Origin of the sequence: Bartonella sp. A1379B, from assembly GCF_002022485.1 — a bacterium.
Taxonomy (GTDB): Bacteria; Pseudomonadota; Alphaproteobacteria; order Rhizobiales; family Rhizobiaceae; genus Bartonella; species Bartonella rochalimae.
Map to the genome: position 1 here is coordinate 1,072,653 of NZ_CP019780.1, position 17,446 is coordinate 1,090,098.

Sequence of the window (17,446 nt, forward strand, 5' to 3'; positions counted from 1 at the left end):
TTTGTATCAACTCTTTCTATGTTTTTAAGAAAACTTTCAAATAAAATAGCCGCGTTATAAACGGCTATTTTATTTCTGATAAGACAAAATTAACGATTCCAATAACCTTCATATTTAAATTCTGGAGCGCCTTTTAAGGAATCTTTTGTTGCATTGATAATAAATTTCCATTTACCATAATCGTTTGTTTTCTGAATTGTATCAGGAGAAACAACTATATAACGTTCTCCTATACCAAGAAAACCACCAATACCAATGACAATTCCTTCGACATTATTTTCACGCAAAATAATATCTTTCACTTCACCAATATTTTCATCTTCCATATTGTATACATTAGCACCAATAAGGCTTGAAGCAACAAAATCAGTTGCTGAAGGCGTAATATAACGCGCAGCAATATCTGAACCAATCTGTACAATACCTGTTGATGAAATCACTTCATTTTCACAAGGTGTTGTCGTTGTAAAAGACTGAGCATACGCACCAGAAACCATAAAAATTGACACGAAAGCAGTGCAAACAATTTTCTTCATTTTATAATTCTCCGTTTTTACTTTATAAATCCTCAATGCATCATTATAAAATTTGTTCCCTCTGCGTTTCTGAAACAGCTTATTCTGTGTGTTCATTTTTCTTTAAATCCTTACTAGATCAGATCAAATTCTTCTTTTCATATTATAAACAAGCACTCCCAAATAATGAAAAATAATACGAAAACCAGCTTTCTTACGAATTTCCATATGGGAAGCAGCAGCCCATATTAAAAATTAAACACCTCACCATAATGCACTTCTGTTATTTCATTCTCATAAGAAACAAGAATATTCTTTAAAGGAGACACCATAAGCCAAAATATCCCTACAATAAAATAAGGATTATACCAATAACCTTTAGCAATTTTTTATCCTTTAAAGTCTCATGATATCCCTGTTTAAAGAGCTGTAATATAATCAAAATTATAATTGATCAAACATCAATAATTAAAGCAAAGAATGATAAAGAAAAAAGCGCGTCCGTGTCATCAATAATAAACCAGGAGGTTTAGCAACCATTATACATAAATTTGGCTTCTTTAGGATTAGCAAAAGGAAAAGGAAAATAATCTGACACAATACCAGATTTCTTTAAAAACTTTTCTTCTCGATGAGAACCATCACCTCTTTCATATTACATACAAAACTTTAATCTATTCCTGATCATAACCCAGTACCTTTAAATCGTGAAAAGATATATATTTGAGCCCATCGTAACAAACACATATTGCTTCCAGCCCGGGCCACAATGACCCTTTAGCATAAATACCAAAGGGCCCCAAAAATTCTAATCTTATTTTTGAGGCACATACAAAGGAAAAAACATATTCTCTTTATATTCATGATATTTTTGGCAAAGCTTTGAAAAAAATATGAATTATCTACTTTCGTATCATATAAATTTTACTGATTTCAATTTTTTATCTCCTCCTCTTTTGCGCCATAAACATAAAAATAACCTTCAAAAAAATCTTTTCATATATGCTGATTGTATTCTATTGAATCAATAAATTAAAACTATCTCTTTAAAATCACTATCGCTATAAATAACTTCTTTATAAATCAGTTTACAAATATTCAATATGACACTTCACATCGCTCTTTTTCAACCTGATATTGCCGGTAACACAGGAACAATCTTACGCCTTAGCGCTTGTTTTGGTCTGCATGTACACATTATTGAACCTGCAGGCTTTAATCTATCCGATCGCAATCTTAAACGTGCAGGTATGGATTACCTTGAACGCGCGTCCTTAGAACGTCACCTTGATTGGCAGAGTTTTATTGATACCATGCAGCGCTTTAATCGTCGTCTTTTGCTCTTAAGTACAAAAGCACAAACCTATTACACAGAAATATATTATCAGAAAAACGATGTTTTACTTTTTGGCCGTGAATCAGCAGGTGTCCCCGATTATGTTTATAAAGCAGCAGATTATGCATTAACCATTCCCATGCTACCACACGCACGCTCTTTGAATCTTGCAATAAGCGTCGCTATGGTAACAGGAGAGGCACTTCGTCAAATTGGTTATAATGAAATAGGACAAGCCTTATAATAAAACTAAATCTTACAGCCTGGCCAATCTTCATGACAGAAGTTATCTTACCAAATGATACAATTTTTAACAGATGATAGAAATTACATTGAAAAAATGAAAATTGTTAAGTTCAATTATCCTATTGTTAAAACAACTTTACGAAATGATATTAACAAAAACATATTTTTCACGCTGCAAATAATTACATTACGATAAAATTGCATAATCACACACCAAATAACAAAAAAATCTATAAAAAGAAAATTTCAAAAAACTCCTAACAAAACACAGAATATTACTGCTCAATTTTTTCTAATAATTTATTACGATCAATCAAAAAGCCGCTTTCGACCCATAATGATTCCAATTCTTTGAGTTTTTTTCCTAAAAACTTCCCTTTTACCAGCCCTCTTTCCAATAAATCCTTGCCACTAATAGGAAAAGTTGGAATTTGCCATTTTCGAGCAAGTTGATAAAGCCTGATATAACATTCTTCTTTTTGAACCGCTTTGCTGTCCTTTAAGGTGTGATCCCGTGCAGCTGCTAAAGACAAAGCTAATTGATCTAAAACTGGTTGCCGACCATAAAAATAAATCAGTCTTTGCATAAGAATATCTGGACAGTCATAGTTAATCAGTTCTAGTTCCGCCCATTCCTTTAACCGTATTTTTTCTTTATTCGATAAATGTAAACGACGTGCCATATCATGAAGACGCATAACATCAGGAGGAATAAGGCTTTCTAGCCGCAAAAACGGATCAACCTCCCAATCAAAAGCTTGCTCTGTTTTAATAAGTGAGTGGATTGCATCGATCCCCCACCTTTCTGTCTCAGGTAAAATGAACGTCAAAATTCCACTTTGACGCATCCATAAAAGAGCACGTGTTGGATCCAAAGCAGTCAGAAGTTTTTTCATTTCTCCCCAAATACGCTCTGGTGAAAGTTTGTGTAAACCATGTTTTAAACGCGTACACGCTTTCAACCCTTCTGCATCAGGACGCCCTATTCCATACCAAGCAAAAAAGCGAAAAAAACGCAAAATACGTAAATAATCTTCACAAATACGCTGCTCTGCAACACCAATAAAACGAACAGTCCGAGTTGCAATATCGTTTAAACCTCCTACTTCATCATAGATCTCACCGGCCGCATTACAATAAAGTGCATTGATAGTAAAATCTCGACGTTCAGCATCTTTTTTCCAATCGCGGCTGAAGACAACTTCCGCATGACGACCATCCGTCTGAATATCAGAGCGAAGTGTTGTCACCTCATAAGAGCACGATTCACCAACTACTGTTACTGTACCAAAATTAATTCCTGTAGGAATAGCTTTAAATCCTACTTCTTCTACACGCTTTATAATCTGCTGCGGCAAACAGGTTGTTGCAATATCAATATCACTGATAGGCTGTTGCAAAAGTTGATTCCGTACAGCACCACCAACAACACGGGCTTCCTCACCATCCATTGATAAAACACGAAGAAGTGTTTGAATATTGCTAGACTGCAACCATGCAACCTGTTTGAAATTGTGTGTCACATTCACCCTTTAACCTTTCAACAAATTTTCATTATTCCCTTTCAAACTTTTATATTTCAATAAATACAATGCATAATATATTTTTTATAAACCACACTCTTTCTCCATAAAAATATTCTTAATTTGTGCGAAGAGATAAAAAAACAGCTTATCACGCTTCTTTTCTTTTCATTTTCTGTTACAAATCATGAAAAGATTTATAATCATATAAAAGAAATTCTCATTTTACGACACATGGCTTTAAGGAAAAAATATGAGTCAATATGATACATTATCCCATTCTACTGAAAAGGCGAGTATCAATGATGATGCCTCATTAATTATTAAAGATATTGATGAAGCACACAAAGAGCTCGATATTCTACAAAAAGCAATTGACAAAGTTATTTTTGGACAAAGTCACGTAATTGAATACACCTTAACAGCTATTTTAGCAGGTGGACACGCTCTTCTTGTTGGTGTTCCGGGACTTGCTAAGACGCGTCTTGTTGAAACACTTGGAATCGTCTTGGGACTTGATGCAAAACGCATCCAATTTACACCAGATTTAATGCCATCAGATATTATTGGTTCTGAGATCATGGATTCAGATAAGAATGGTCAACGTTCTTTCCGTTATATTCAAGGTCCTATCTTTACTCAGCTTCTCATGGCCGATGAAATCAACCGCGCTTCGCCTCGCACCCAATCAGCCCTTTTACAAGCCATGCAAGAATACCATGTCACTATTGCTGGAACACGTTATGACCTACCAAAACCCTTTCATGTGCTTGCAACTCAAAATCCTATTGAACAAGAAGGAACTTATCCTCTTCCTGAAGCGCAACTCGATCGCTTTTTAATGCAAATTGACATTGACTATCCTGATTTAGCGACAGAACGGCGTATTATCTTAGAAACGACAGGTAAAAAAAACCAAATTGCAAAACCCGTTTTATCTATTAAAAAATTACAAAAAATCCAAAAAATTGTCCGCCAAATGCCAATTTCTGAAAGCGTTGTCGAAGCTATTTTGAAGTTAGTGCGTTCAGCTCGTCCTCATAAAGATAATTCCCTTGCAAACACTTATATTTCTTGGGGCCCTGGTCCTCGGGCATCACAAGCACTTTCACTATGCGTTCGTGCCCGTGCCCTTTACTACGGACGTCTAGCTCCTTCACTTGATGATGTTCAAGCACTCGCCCAACCTGTTTTACAACATCGTATGGCACTTAATTTTTCTGCACATGCTGAAAATATAACTATAAAAGAAATTATTGCTAATCTCATGAAAGATTCCCTCTGATGACTATTGGCAAACAAACTTTTAGAGAAAGCCCACAATCACTTGCTGCAACATTACAGAAAGATGCAGCTAATATGCCCTATTTCCTTTTACAAGCAAATCGTCTTGCCAATACATTAATAACCGGAAGACATGGTCAACGCAAACACGGCAATGGAGAAAATTTCTGGCAATTTCGTCCTTATGTGCAAGGTGAATCCATCGCACATATTGACTGGCGTCGTTCAGCGCGTGATGAACATATCTACCTACGTGAACGTGAATTGGAAAGGATGCAAACCGTTTGGATTTGGCCCGATCAAAGTGCTTCTATGCAATATTGTTCATGCTTTTCAAAAATCTCTAAAGGCAATCATGCCATCATTCTTTCCCTTGCATTAGCAAAAATTCTTGCAAAAAGTGGCGAATATATTGCTATTCCTGAATTAATGGCTCCAACTATATCCTCTAATGTCATAGAGCGTATGGCTTTAGCTTTAACGAATCATCAAATTGAAAATTCATTTCCAAATTTCTCAACTGTAACGCGTTTTTCACGAGCCATCATAATGAGTGACTTTCTTGATCATCCTGAAAAAATTATCGATCATCTGACAGTTTTAAAGACAAAACAAGTCAATGCACATCTCATTGAAGTCACCGACCCAGCAGAAGAACATTTCCCTTATACAGGCCATACAGAATTTTTTGATCCTGAAACAAAAGAAAAACTCCTCGTGAGAAAAGCAGAAAACTTGCGTAAAAATTATCACAAGCTCTATCAAGAAAGACGACAAAAATTAATAGATTTTTGCTTACATCAAGGATGGACTTACCAGGTTAGCTTAACAGATCGTCCCCTAACAGAAGTGATTGTGAACTTCACAAAGAAAATGAAATCTTCTAAATCTTATCTAAGGAGATCACTTTGAGTTTTGACGCTCCTTTCCTTTTGTTTGGACTTTTGGCCTTACCAGTTATTTGGTGGTTGTTAAGAACGACACCTTCAAAACCTCATAAAGAACTTTTTCCGCCTTTGCGCCTTCTGCTTAAACAAACTAATCAACAGGAAACTACCAATCATACACCCTGGTGGTTATTATTATTACGACTAACCATAGCCGCACTGATCATAATAGCGTTAGCGCGTCCTACTTGGATTCAAAAACCGATTGTATTTTCTGGTTCTCATCCTCTTGCACTCATCATTGACAATGGATGGGCGTCCGCTGAAGAATGGAAAAAACGCATTGCAGTTGCAAAATCTTTAATTACACAAGCAGAAAAACAACAAAAAAACATTTATTTACTTGCAACAGCTGAAAACAATGCTCACGATATCGGTCCTTTTTCTGCAGAAGTCATCAAACAACATTTATTGCATTTACATACTCGTCCTTGGCCTGTTAACCGCGTCCAATCCCTTCAAAAGCTCGTAGAACAGATTGGTGAACAACCTCTTGATATTGCGTACTTAAGTGATGGTTTGCAAACAAACGAAGATAGTCAGGCTTTTACCCTTATAAAACAATTAAAGCCAAAAACATTCTTATGGTATGCGAATGATGTTTCCAACATAACTGGTATAACAAACATAGAAAATAACAATGGAAATATGGCAGCACGTGTCATTCGTACAACTCCTTATGGTGAGACTCCAATAACACTCAGCCTTTATGATTTAAAAAGTCAACTCCTTGCTCGTTTTACAACAAACTTTCATGAAGGAGAAACAACAGCTCTTGTTCCTTTTGATTTACCACTTGAATTACGTAATCACATTGCCTGGATTAAAATTGATGACCAAGCTCAAGCTGCTGCGACCTTTTTAATCGACAACCGTAGCCGAATAAACCGCGTTGCCCTTTTATCACCCAACATCAATGAAATGGTACAGCCCTTACTTTCTCCAATGTTCTACGTTATCAAAGCATTACAAGGTCATGCACAACTTATAACAACTGGAGGAGGAGAGCTTTCAAGTGATATTGATCGTTTACTGAACCAAAATCCATCTGTTTTCATTATGGGTGACATAGTTAATATATCAAAAGAAGCAGAAAAAAAGCTATCTCATTTTGTAAATAAAGGAGGGATACTTATCCGTTTTGCTGGAGAGAATCTGAGTTCTGCAAAACATTATGACAGCCTATTACCTGTATCATTACGTTCTGGTGAACGCTTACTTGGCAGTATTATGTCGTGGACGAAACCACAAAAATTAGCACCTTTTGCAAAAAACAGCTTCTTTTTTGACCTTCCTTTTCCAGAAAATGTCACTGTTTTACGCCAAATTCTTGCAGAACCAAATTCAGATCTTTTTGAAAAAACATGGCTTAGTCTCGAAGATGGAACTCCACTCATTACTGCTGCCAACCATGGTAAGGGTATACTCATTCTTATTCATATCGCACCTGATCCTACATGGTCAAATCTTCCTCTTTCCGGTTTTTTTACACAAATGTTACAAAAACTTATTACGCTTAGTACACATGCAAAAGAACCTCAAACGCAAATAAAAACAGCGACAGTATACAATCCTTGGCAGATACTCAATGCCAACGGTCAATTACAAACAGCTCCTTCTCATGTTATTCCACTCATTACTGATGAACAAAAAGCGCCCCTTCCATCCTACCATACTCCACCTGGACTCTATGGTGTTCAAAACAATCTCTATGCTCTCAATCTACTCAATCATGCATCACACTTAACGACACAATCATCATCACCTTATTTTTTAAGTGATAAAACTCTACCCTATGATACACAAGAAAAACATTTCACTGGATTTCTATTAGGACTAACCAGTTTATTATTAGCCCTCGATAGTTTTTTAGTTTTATGGACAGGCGGAGCTCTCTTTTTTAAGAGGAAAAGCAATATGCTATTTCTTTTCCCTCTCATAGCAGTCTTTATTGCTTTTTTTCTATATCCATCAATTATGCAAGCAGAAATTGTAGAAAACTATGATGATACTATCATAAAAGCAGCAGGGACTACTCATCTCGCTTATGTCGTAACCAATAATCATGAAATCGATACAACAAGTAAAAGCGGACTAGAAGCACTCAGCCAATTTATAGCAGAACGTACAATGCTTTCACCTGGTTCTGTTGTAGCGCTTGACCTTGATAAGGATGAGCTCAGTTTTTATCCTCTTATTTACTGGCCAATTGATACGAATAGCCCTATGCCAACACAAAAAAGTCTTGAAAAAATCAATGCCTACATGAAAAATGGTGGCGCAGTTTTATTTGACACTCGTGATCAAATAAATACCAATCTTACCCTTGAAGAAACAGCTACCGCAGCCACACAAAGATTGCGTACGATATTAAGCGGATTAAATATTCCAACGATGGAACCAGTATCAACTGAACATGTTATTGCCCGTTCTTTTTATATTATGCCTGATTTTCCAGGACTTTATCGTGGTTCCCCTTTATGGGTTGAATCATCTTCAATAAACAAAAAAAACACAAATTCTATCACTGCAGGAGATAATGTTAGCTCTTTTTTCATCACTGCAAATAACTTTGCTGCTGCTTGGGCGCTAAACGAACAAGGCAGGTGGAAATATCCACTTATTCCTAATAATCCTATGCAACGTTTATGGGCATTTCGTGCGGGATTGAATATTGTTATTTATGTACTTACGGGAAACTATAAAGCCGATCAAATTCATGTTCCTGCATTATTAGAGCGTTTTAACCGAGAAAGAAGGCAATGATACAATCTCTTACCTTTCAGCCTTTTTTGCCTAGCGTTTGGCTTCTTTTTTTAGGAGGAATCCCCGCTTTTTTTATAGTTATTGGGCTTATTACAAAACGCCGCGGAGCTTTTTTACGCTTTCTAGCATTAGCGTCTCTTATTCTTGCACTCCTTAATCCAATGATCACAAAAGAACAACGTGAACCTGTTAAAAGTGTTGTAGGTATTGTTCTTGATCATAGCGAAAGCCAAACATTTGGAACACGTGAGGAAGATAGAAATAAAGCCCATACACAATTAATAAATGCGCTAGCACATTACCCACAATTCGAACCACGCTTTATTGAAGCTGGAAAACTTTCTGATAATCATTATGCACCATCAACAAATTTGTTTCACGCTTTAACACAAAGTATATCCAGTATACCACCCTCTCGCTATGCAGGAACGATTTTAATCACGGATGGACAAGTGCATGACATCCCACAGCTATCAAAACTTAACCATGATGCCCCAATTAATGCTTTGATCACAGGGAAAGCTGATGAATTTGACCGCCAAATTAAATTTATTGCTCCTCCCCGCTTTGCTCTTATCAATAAACCATTTATGCTCTCTATTTTAGTAGAAGATAAAGGACACCCTAAAAAGCCCATACCAGCACAAGCAAATATTACCGTAAGCATTAACGGTCAAGAAGTTGATCATCATTCTGTAACACCTGGTGTTATCTTTCAAACTGAAATCACCCTATCTCATGCAGAAAAAAACATTATTCAAGTTACAACTGACACACATGAAGGAGAATTAAGTCTTAATAACAATCGTGCCATAACTGTTATTGAAGGCATTAGAGAAAATCTGCGTGTTCTTCTGATTTCAGGTGCACCCTATAATGGTGAACGAGCATGGCGTGACCTTTTAAAAAGTGATTCTAATATCGATCTCATTCATTTCACTATTTTGCGTCCTCCTGAAAAAGCTGACAATACACCTATCAATCAATTATCACTTGTAGTCTTCCCTACCACCAAATTATTTGTTGAAGAAATCAATAATTTTGATCTTGTTATTCTCGACGGCTACCAATATTCTAACGTTCTTCCATTGATTTACTATGATTATATTGCCCAATATGTCCAACAAGGTGGAGCATTGCTGATAGTAACAGGACCTGAGTTTACTACAGAATTCTCATTAGCTAAAACGCCTCTAATAAGTGTTCTACCAGCGCTACCAAATGGCACCATAATTCAAAAACCTTTTCGCCCTACCCTCACGAAAGAAGGTGAGCGCCATCCTGTTACACGGGGTCTTACAACCCCTGCTCATCCTGCTCATCAATGGGGACGATGGTTACGACAAATTGTAGTCCAAAATACAGGAAAAGCGACTGCTATCATGAAAGGAGCTGATGAACAACCACTTTTGCTTCTTTCCCATATTGGTAAAGGTCGTGTAGGAATGTTACTTTCCGATGAAAGTTGGCTTTGGGCGCGAGGTTTTGAAGGTGGAGGTCCTTATGCAGCTCTTTACCGTAGAATTGCCCACTGGCTTATGAAAGAACCAGAACTTGAAGAAGAAAAATTAAGTGCTTTGAGTCATCATCATCATTTAACAGTTCGTCGACAAACACTCCAAGATCACCCAGAAGCAGTCGAAGTAGTTTTTCCCTCTGGTAAAAAAAAGAACATCACTCTCACGAAAGAACAAGAAGGTGTCTTTACAGGGAATATTCAGACTGATGAAACAGGGATCTTTACTATTCGTAATGGAGATCAAACAGTGCTTTCTACTGTAGGAGCAGTCAATAATCCTGAATTGTCTGATTTAATTTCAACAGAAGAAAAACTGATCCCTATCAGTAAACAAACGGGTGGTCATGTTACGCGTTTATGGAATAAAGAAAAAAATGATATTCATCTTCCTCCCATTAAATTGATTCAATCCCAAACAGGAAAAGTATCATCTTCTCCTCATTCAATTGTTCTGAAAGAAGCAACAAAAACTCGTTTGGTTAACATTTCTCACTTTCCTATTTTTTCTGGATTTTTAGCATTACTGACCTGTCTTTTATTGTTGACCAGTGTATGGTATCGTGAAAATCATTAAAAGTTCTGAGCAACTTTATAATTACTTGAATGTAGTTTATACTTATTTAAGCACACATAATAATATACCTTACCCTATGCCATTTTTCATACATCTTCTTGTAATTCTAAAGCGAACAATCGCTCTGGTTTTATGGATGCAAACATTTGTATTTGCCTATTTTTTATTGCCTAAATTTTTTTCAACGCTATGCTAGCATCTATGTTTTATCTTGCTCATATATCAGATGTACATCTTTCACCCTTACCACAGCCTTCCTTATTGGAGCTTTGCGGAAAGCGTCTCACTGGATATCTTAATTGGAAAAAAAAACGTAACAATCAAATGAAATCAGATGCTTTAGAAACATTAATGCATGCACTGAAACAAAAAAAACCTGACCATATTGTTATTTCTGGTGATCTCGTTAATCTTTCTTTGGATAAAGAATTTACGCAAGCTCGCAACTGGTTACTTGCTCAAAATAATCCTGAAAATATTTCCCTAACATTTGGAAATCACGATGCTTATGTTCGCGGAGCATTCCAAAAAGCCTGTACTTACTTCCAACCTTGGATTAAAAGTGACTCCTCACAAAAAAATCCTTTCCCCTATATGCGTATTCGCAATAATATAGCAATTATAGGCGCCTCTTCAGCTATTGCGACACCACCGTTTCAAGCTTCAGGCTACTTTGGTAAACAACAAGCAAAAACTTTATCCCAATTCTTAAATGAAGCAGAAAAACAGGGTCTCTTCCGTGTTGTGATGATTCATCATCCTCCTTTTCACCATGCTACTTCTTGGCATAAAAAATTATGGGGTATAGAGCGTTTTCTAAAAGTAGTTAAACACCATGGTTGCGAACTTATTCTCCATGGTCATACTCATTTACCTACGTTGAATATCATTGAAGGAAAAGTGCGCAAGATTCCTATTGTTGGTGTTTCTTCAGCATCACAATCTTTCGGAAGTAAAAAGCCCCCTGCAAGTTTTAACTTATTTGCTATTGAATATTTGCATAATCAATGGCACTGCCAATTGCAGCGCTATTGTATTATTAATCATAATAATACAATAGCGTGTATTGAAAAAATTGATCTTTAATATTTCGAAAAATAGAAAGTTTTTTACTAAGATATGCTATTTTATAATAATTAGCTCTTCTATCAAATTCCTCTTGAGTAAATTATGGATAAAGAGAACAATCAAAAATATGCAACATTAAGTAACAGGACCACATAAACGTACCTAGCTTAATTCAATAATTTATAGAGAGTTATGGTCAGTGATACTGTTCATAAGGGTGAAGAAATTCAAAATACAAACAAAAAAGATAATTTAAATCGGCATCTTTTTGCCTAAATAATTTCAAGTCTTTCCCTTCGAAAAGAAACAATTCATAATCGCTTTAGTGAAAACCGTTATTGATCCCGAATACAATAATAAATCTAGAGTTCAGTATCATTGTAGAAGCATTCGTAACAATTTTCTTGTTATGCTTTAAAAAAAATTCTGTGTTCCTGCAACGTACTCTTAAATCATAAAAAACAATATCAATAAACATAGCATATATTCACTCTCTCTTTGAGAGTCGCTCTCTTTATAAATTATAAAACAATAAAATTCTTACACAAAAGGAACAAATGCTGTACCAAAACGCAATTTAGCTTCATTTTCAGGTTCTATATGAATAGTAACACGGACATTTTTAAATTCCGCTTCAAGTGCATTCTCAATATTATTACAAATCTGGTGTGCCTCTCCTACTTGCATATCAGTTGGTACAACTAAATGAAACTCTATAAAAGTAATCCTACCAGCAACACGCGTTCTTAAATCATGGACTTCAATTGCACCGGATGCACTCATTGAAATAAGATTACGAATCCGCATCGTTTCATTTAATTCAACCCCAACATCCATGAGACCCTGAATAGCATTATAAATTACCTTACCTCCCTGCAAAAGAATATTAATAGCGACAATTACTGCCAAAATTGGATCTAAAACAGCCCATTCAGTTATAAATGCAGAAACCAACCCTATTAAAATGCCAACTGAAGTTAAAACATCCGTCATTAAATGGACTCCATCAGCTTTAAGAGCAGGAGAACGATGAATTTTTCCTTGTCGAATAAGAAGCCATCCCCAAAAAAAATTGATAATACATGCTGCCAAATAAGGACAAAGCCATATTCCAGGTTTTTTTGGTGCTTCAACTGTTATAAATGCTAGCCATGCTTCTCTTAAAATAAAAATTGCCGCAATAATGATGAATACGCCTTCAAGAAAAGCAGAAAAATACTCTGCTTTATGATGTCCAAAAGGGTGGTCGTGATCAGCAGGCTTCATACTTATTTTAACTGCCCACCACGCTGCTAAAGCGGCAAGAATATTTACAATAGATTCTAGTACATCAGAATAAAGAGCAACTGAATTTGTGATATAATAGGCCCAATATTTTAAAGAAAATACAATACAAGCCGCTCCAATAGATAATATAGTCAATCTTTGTATCTGTATTTTTGGATCCATAACTCAATAATCTTTTTTATTATAACGAGCGATAATATTTTTAATATATCTTCCAACACTCTCTTAAAATAAAAAGAAATATTAAGAGAAAATAAAACTAATTTTTATAATTTATCATCACTTTTCCACAGTTCTGATACAAATTGCTTTACAAAAAGGCAGCTTAGATACTATTTATCAAAAGTTGATTTTCTCCAGATATCAAATACAATTAATCTGGCTATCAACAGCTTCTTAAACAGCTTTCTCTTTATTACCTTTAACTGAAACGGATAACTTTTATATTTAAATGCGGCAATCCTAATACATTGCCTATATTACTCACCCTTATGACATGAATAGACATCAAAAAATACAAAAAACTAAGAGTTTCACTCCAGCTTTTCTCTTATACTTTTAAATGCAACAACCACTATAAATAATTTCACAGAAAAATAATTGTCAAAATCACCCCTAAAATAGAAGAAAATAAGTTTTAATAAACATCTCCTAATATAAAAATAAAGAACCTGGGCATTGGGAACCCAGATTCTTTTTCCTTTTAATAAGGATTTACAGGCTTAGGAAATAGCGGGGACCTAAGATCCTGTACCCGATATGAAAACAATATATTTGCCGCACTCGGTACATGTTATATATACTTATGATTGTATATTGTCAATAATATTCTACTTTAAAGTTAAAAATAATATTTTTTATCTTTCTATTCAATACCTAGTGATTTAAAAAAAATAATGTTAAGGATTTCATATGATTCTGAACATCACCACAATTCACGAAGCCGATGATCCATGTTTGGAAGCTTACCGTAATATTCGTGAAAAAGATCTCGTTGGACGACAGCATCAATTTATTGCTGAAGGAAAAACGATATTATCATCATTGCTGCATTCAAAAGAATTTTCTACCTTATCATTGCTTGTTGTTGCAGCACGCCTTTTAAGTATTATGCCCATTTTAAAAGAAACAAAACCAACATGCCCTATTTATTGTGTTCCGCAAAAAATCATGGATGATATTGCTGGTTTTCATGTTCATCGTGGTATGCTTGGCATTGGGGAACGTAAAAAACTACCATCATTAAAAAAGTTTTTACAAAATCTTCCAGAAAAAGCTTTGATTTCAGTTTTATGTGGCATCTCTAATTATGAGAGTATGGGAGCTATTTTTCGTAATGCAGCTGCTTTTGCTAGCACTGGTATTATCCTTGATAAAACGTCTTGTGATCCTCTTTATAGAAAATCAATCAGAGCTTCTTCTGGAGCAGCGTTAAGTGTACCCTATACACGAGGAGATGATATTGAGAGCATTATAACCGCTTTAAGTAATGCGAATTTTAAACTTTACACGCTTTCCCCTTCTGCTACCTGCTATCTTAAAGATGCAAAAGCAACAAAACACACAGCACTTATTTTTGGAATAGAAGGGAATGATTTGCCAACACATATTCTCCAAAAATCAGAGACTTTGCGAATTCCTATGGCTTATGGCTTTGATAGCATCAACCTTGCTACAGTGTCAGGTCTTACCCTCGCACATTTTGCTGATTTTGATCAATTGAATTAAAACATTCATATTTAAAATAAATTATCAAATGATATCCTGTTTATCTTATATATTTATTTACATACAAAGGATGTTTCATCTTTGAAAAAGGATGAAGTTTTCGTTTTCAAATTACATAAAACTTTCTTCAACATTTTTTCAGTGTCAGCGGCACGTTCTGCACACGTAATAAATCCACCTCCAAGAATACGTGCTTCATGACTATTATCATTATAAAGAACGCAAGCTTGACCTGGGGCTACACCACTCTCACTTTCTAACAAATCAACAAAAAATGATCCTTGCTTATAATGTAAACGCGCTGAACGTGGAGGACGCGTCGAACGAACCTTTACTGCAACCTCAATACCGTCAAGAGGAAAATTATCTAATTGTTCATCACCAAGCCAATTCACATCACGTAAAAAAAGTTTACGTGTTTCCAACATCTCACGCGGACCAACAATAACACAGGCATTTTCTACATCAAGATAAATAACATAAAGCGCTTCACCAGTTGAGACACCAATTCCACGACGCTGACCAATAGTATAATTAACAATTCCTGAATGTTCTCCCAAAATCTGCCCATCAATATGAACAATAACTCCAGGATTTGCAGCCTCTGGTCGTAACTTTGTAATAATATCAGAATATTTTCCTTGTGGAACGAAGCAGATATCCTGGCTATCGTGTTTATTGGCAACAACTAAGCCCATTTCGGTCGCTATTTCACGCACACGCTCTTTTGAAAGATCACCCAATGGAAAGCGTAAATAATCAATTTGCTCTTGTGTTGTAGCAAATAAAAAATAACTCTGATCACGATCAGCATCAAGAGAACGAAATAATGCTCGATGTGCACCATGGGCACGACTGCGAATGTAATGACCTGTCGCTAGAGCATCTGCACCTAACTCATATGCAGTTGTTAACAAATCCGAAAATTTAACAGTTTGATTGCAAGAGACACATGGAATGGGTGTTTCTCCATGCGCATAGCTTTCTGCAAAAGGATTAATAACAGCCTCGCGAAACCGTTCTTCATAATCCAGAATATAATGAGGCACACCTAAAGTTTCCGCTACACGACGTGCGTCTTCAATATCTTGCCCTGCACAGCAAGCCCCTACACGATGTGTTGCAGCACCATGATCATACAATTGTAAGGTAATCCCCACTACATCATAACCTTCTTTTTTTAAGAGGCCTGCAACAACTGACGAATCAACTCCTCCAGACATCGCAACAACAATACGAGAATTTTTAGGGTGCCCTGGCAAATCAAGACTATTTAAAAACATACATTCACTCTCTATTTTTTAAAATGCCTGCTAAATATATGCACTATGCTCCGTTTATATTATTTTTTTGTCTTCCCTACAACTAACGAGTGATATCAGACTGTCAAAGAAGGAGCTTAAAGTAAAAAACAATCAATTAAAATAGAGGTTTTTTCATAAAAAATTACTATAAATACTATAACATATTGTTTTATTTATAATATCTGCAAATGATTTTATTAATTTTTCTTTTAACAAGTTTAGTTCTTTTTTAAAACTCATATATTATTCATATATTATATTGAGGTCTCTAGCTCTTAAATATTACAGTAGAAAATACAATGACTGATTTAATAAAAACACAAATAAAATATGTTATTGGTCCGGATGGAAGTCCACTCACCATCACCGACTTACCGCCTACAACAACAAAGCGTTGGGTTATCCGTCGCAAAGCTGAAGTTGTTGCAGCTGTTAGAGGTGGATTATTAAGTTTGGATGAGGCGTGTCAACGTTACACTTTAACTATAGAAGAATTTCTTTCATGGCAAAGTTCGATTGATGAACACGGTTTAGCTGGATTACGGACAACTAAAACCCAACAATATAGGCATTAAATAATGATGTCGGTTCAAAATTTTATTTCAAAATAAGCCAAGCTTTTTTAAGCTTGGCTTATTTTTTTCTTTCAGCATATAAAATTTAAAAATCTATCTATATAGAATCTGGAGTTTCAACTACCCAACCATTGAATGGAGTTGAGTAAAAGTATGATGATTATCTGTTGCTGTCTTATCCTCATTCTTTTCAAGAATTTGCGCACGTTGAAGCTCTGTATCAATTTCTTTCAAGGCAATTTTAGCATTTGTTTCCTGCAACTTTAAACCACGAATCGAATCTGTGAGATTATCACGCCTCTGTCGTGCTGCACGAGCAAAAGCTGAATAAGCGAAATGATGAATATCATTATTTCCCGATCTACGCTCTTCATTAACAATTTGTTCTTCGAGTTCTAATACCATTCGTTCAAATTCTGTAATCATCATCTCAAGCTGTGCAATTTCACGACGCTTCTCTCGCACTTGAAACATCTTTAATTGCACCATATTCTGCTGTGACTTCATACCTCATACTCCTTAAACTACACCAAAACTCAAATTAGCGCTCATATATACCCTCTATACCTTTATTTTCACTCTTTTCATTGAAAATAAAAAGCAATTTTTAATTTAAATTTCTTTAGCATTTTAAACTACTACAAACGAAGCCTTATTTTAAAAGCGCTAACTCTTTCTTCACATGATGCTCTTATTAAATCGAAGAGACTTAAATCTCGGTAAATAAATATAAAAATTTTAAAACAGTAAATTATAAAACTTTTTTGCGTCACA

13 protein-coding genes are annotated in these 17,446 nt (G+C 35.4%); 8 read left to right on the top strand and 5 right to left on the bottom strand.

Going from position 1 to position 17,446, the window contains the following annotated elements:
• Positions 1-89 precede the first annotated feature (89 nt).
• Positions 90-536 (bottom strand): PRC-barrel domain-containing protein, encoded by a 447-nt coding sequence (locus tag BA1379B_RS04610; protein WP_078673922.1) that lies wholly within the window; start codon positions 534-536, stop codon positions 90-92.
• A 1,082-nt stretch (positions 537-1,618) separates the two neighbouring features.
• On the opposite strand from BA1379B_RS04610, the gene BA1379B_RS04615 reads away from it, so the two are divergent.
• Entirely contained in the window at positions 1,619-2,095 is a 477-nt protein-coding gene (locus tag BA1379B_RS04615; RefSeq protein ID WP_035006929.1) for a tRNA (cytidine(34)-2'-O)-methyltransferase, read from the top strand.
• A 277-nt stretch (positions 2,096-2,372) separates the two neighbouring features.
• On the opposite strand, the gene BA1379B_RS04620 is transcribed toward BA1379B_RS04615, so the two are convergent.
• On the bottom strand, positions 2,373-3,626 hold the full coding sequence (locus BA1379B_RS04620; RefSeq protein ID WP_035006927.1) for a CCA tRNA nucleotidyltransferase: 1,254 nt from the start codon (positions 3,624-3,626) through the stop codon (positions 2,373-2,375).
• 247 nt (positions 3,627-3,873) lie between these two features.
• Here BA1379B_RS04620 and BA1379B_RS04625 point away from each other — a divergent pair, with 247 nt between their 5' ends.
• The 5 genes from BA1379B_RS04625 (at position 3,874) to BA1379B_RS04645 (ending at position 11,796) form a co-directional block, all read left to right on the top strand.
• Complete coding sequence (locus BA1379B_RS04625; protein ID WP_035006925.1) at positions 3,874-4,905, top strand: AAA family ATPase; 1,032 nt, start codon at positions 3,874-3,876, stop codon at positions 4,903-4,905.
• Positions 4,905-5,816: a DUF58 domain-containing protein gene (locus tag BA1379B_RS04630; RefSeq protein WP_078673923.1), complete on the top strand. Its 912-nt coding sequence runs from the start codon at positions 4,905-4,907 to the stop codon at positions 5,814-5,816. The genes BA1379B_RS04625 and BA1379B_RS04630 overlap by 1 nt, the downstream gene beginning before the upstream one ends.
• Entirely contained in the window at positions 5,813-8,617 is a 2,805-nt protein-coding gene (locus BA1379B_RS04635; protein ID WP_078673924.1) for a DUF4159 domain-containing protein, read from the top strand. The genes BA1379B_RS04630 and BA1379B_RS04635 overlap by 4 nt, the downstream gene beginning before the upstream one ends.
• Entirely contained in the window at positions 8,614-10,710 is a 2,097-nt protein-coding gene (locus tag BA1379B_RS04640) for a membrane protein (protein ID WP_035006917.1), read from the top strand. The genes BA1379B_RS04635 and BA1379B_RS04640 overlap by 4 nt, the downstream gene beginning before the upstream one ends.
• Before the next feature lie 189 nt (positions 10,711-10,899).
• Entirely contained in the window at positions 10,900-11,796 is an 897-nt protein-coding gene (locus tag BA1379B_RS04645) for a metallophosphoesterase family protein (RefSeq protein ID WP_078673925.1), read from the top strand.
• 522 nt (positions 11,797-12,318) lie between these two features.
• On the opposite strand, the gene BA1379B_RS04650 is transcribed toward BA1379B_RS04645, so the two are convergent.
• On the bottom strand, positions 12,319-13,227 hold the full coding sequence (locus BA1379B_RS04650; RefSeq protein WP_035006910.1) for a cation diffusion facilitator family transporter: 909 nt from the start codon (positions 13,225-13,227) through the stop codon (positions 12,319-12,321).
• Positions 13,228-13,977: 750 nt separating this feature from the next.
• On the opposite strand from BA1379B_RS04650, the gene BA1379B_RS04655 reads away from it, so the two are divergent.
• Complete coding sequence (locus tag BA1379B_RS04655) at positions 13,978-14,793, top strand: TrmH family RNA methyltransferase (protein ID WP_035006908.1); 816 nt, start codon at positions 13,978-13,980, stop codon at positions 14,791-14,793.
• A 53-nt stretch (positions 14,794-14,846) separates the two neighbouring features.
• On the opposite strand, the gene mnmA is transcribed toward BA1379B_RS04655, so the two are convergent.
• On the bottom strand, positions 14,847-16,076 hold the full coding sequence (mnmA, locus tag BA1379B_RS04660) for a tRNA 2-thiouridine(34) synthase MnmA (RefSeq protein ID WP_035006907.1): 1,230 nt from the start codon (positions 16,074-16,076) through the stop codon (positions 14,847-14,849).
• A gap of 320 nt (positions 16,077-16,396) precedes the next feature.
• Between mnmA and sciP the strand changes: the two genes are divergently transcribed.
• On the top strand, positions 16,397-16,672 hold the full coding sequence (gene sciP, locus BA1379B_RS04665) for a CtrA inhibitor SciP (protein WP_035006904.1): 276 nt from the start codon (positions 16,397-16,399) through the stop codon (positions 16,670-16,672).
• Between the two features lie 120 nt (positions 16,673-16,792).
• Here the strand turns inward: sciP and BA1379B_RS04670 are convergent, their stop codons facing one another.
• Positions 16,793-17,179, bottom strand: coding sequence for a hypothetical protein (locus BA1379B_RS04670; protein WP_035006902.1), 387 nt, complete (start codon positions 17,177-17,179; stop codon positions 16,793-16,795).
• Between the last annotated feature and the right edge of the window lie 267 nt (positions 17,180-17,446).

What these genes read in the sequence shown, in the direction of transcription:
- BA1379B_RS04610 (WP_078673922.1), bottom strand. Translation starts at nt 536, where the DNA reads ATGAAGAAAATTGTTTGCACTGCTTTCGTGTCAATTTTTATGGTTTCT.
- BA1379B_RS04615 (WP_035006929.1), top strand. Translation starts at nt 1,619, where the DNA reads ATGACACTTCACATCGCTCTTTTTCAACCTGATATTGCCGGTAACACA.
- BA1379B_RS04625 (WP_035006925.1), top strand. Translation starts at nt 3,874, where the DNA reads ATGAGTCAATATGATACATTATCCCATTCTACTGAAAAGGCGAGTATC.
- BA1379B_RS04630 (WP_078673923.1), top strand. Translation starts at nt 4,905, where the DNA reads ATGACTATTGGCAAACAAACTTTTAGAGAAAGCCCACAATCACTTGCT.
- BA1379B_RS04640 (WP_035006917.1), top strand. Translation starts at nt 8,614, where the DNA reads ATGATACAATCTCTTACCTTTCAGCCTTTTTTGCCTAGCGTTTGGCTT.
- BA1379B_RS04645 (WP_078673925.1), top strand. Translation starts at nt 10,900, where the DNA reads ATGCTAGCATCTATGTTTTATCTTGCTCATATATCAGATGTACATCTT.
- BA1379B_RS04650 (WP_035006910.1), bottom strand. Translation starts at nt 13,227, where the DNA reads ATGGATCCAAAAATACAGATACAAAGATTGACTATATTATCTATTGGA.
- BA1379B_RS04655 (WP_035006908.1), top strand. Translation starts at nt 13,978, where the DNA reads ATGATTCTGAACATCACCACAATTCACGAAGCCGATGATCCATGTTTG.
- mnmA (WP_035006907.1), bottom strand. Translation starts at nt 16,076, where the DNA reads ATGTTTTTAAATAGTCTTGATTTGCCAGGGCACCCTAAAAATTCTCGT.
- sciP (WP_035006904.1), top strand. Translation starts at nt 16,397, where the DNA reads ATGACTGATTTAATAAAAACACAAATAAAATATGTTATTGGTCCGGAT.
- BA1379B_RS04670 (WP_035006902.1), bottom strand. Translation starts at nt 17,179, where the DNA reads ATGAAGTCACAGCAGAATATGGTGCAATTAAAGATGTTTCAAGTGCGA.